This is a genomic window from Actinoplanes sp. ATCC 53533, from assembly GCF_003947245.1.
This window is the reverse complement of the sequence record NZ_QHHV01000601.1, coordinates 1-639: the sequence shown is the minus strand read 5'-3', so window position 1 is coordinate 639 and position 639 is coordinate 1. Positions and strand designations below refer to the sequence as shown.

Here is a 639-nt window from a genome sequence, read left to right as displayed (position 1 = left end):
CGCTACCGTGTAGCGGTGACCGAGAACCTTGACTTCCTTGGCCAGCTAGACCCCGATGACCCGAAGCAGGCGTCGCAGCAGATCGCCAACAAGCTGCGCGCGGCCATCCTCACGCGTCGCCTCGAGCCGGGCGACAAGCTCCCGTCGCAGCCCGACCTCGCCACCCGCTACGGCGTGGCACGGGAGACGGTGAAACGCGCGCTAGAGATCCTTCGCACCGAACGGTTGATCGTGACCCGGCAAGGCAGCGGCGCATTTGTCCGCGCACAGACGCAGCTCGCGGTGGAGTTGCGGCCGCACATCGAAGCCGCCTTTGAGCGACCGCACGTCACGATCGACTTCGCGGGATTCTCCGGCGAGACACTGCGAGACGCGGTCGCCGAAGCCCTCGACAAGGTGCGCAGCGGCCGGCTTGCCCCCGAGACAATCGCCGTACGGGTTCTGATCTCCGACATGACGGTGCCGATGGCGTTGCCCGCACGCGCTGAGACGCAGGCCGATGATCCGGCCGTGCGGGAACGCGCCGAGCGGATCACCCGCCGCGCCGCAGACGGCATCATCGACCAGGTCGCCGAGCTGGGCGACCTCGGCCTAGTCCGCTCCACCACCGTTGAGGTGCGGATGCACCGGGCATCGCCG

General features: G+C 68.5%; 1 protein-coding gene. It reads left to right on the top strand.

Annotated elements, in window-relative coordinates; all coding sequences use genetic code 11:
* Nucleotides 1–15: 15 nt before the first annotated feature.
* Nucleotides 16–639 (top strand): winged helix-turn-helix domain-containing protein (locus tag DMB66_RS60235; RefSeq protein ID WP_148112995.1); only part of this gene is annotated, 624 nt, incomplete at its 3' end.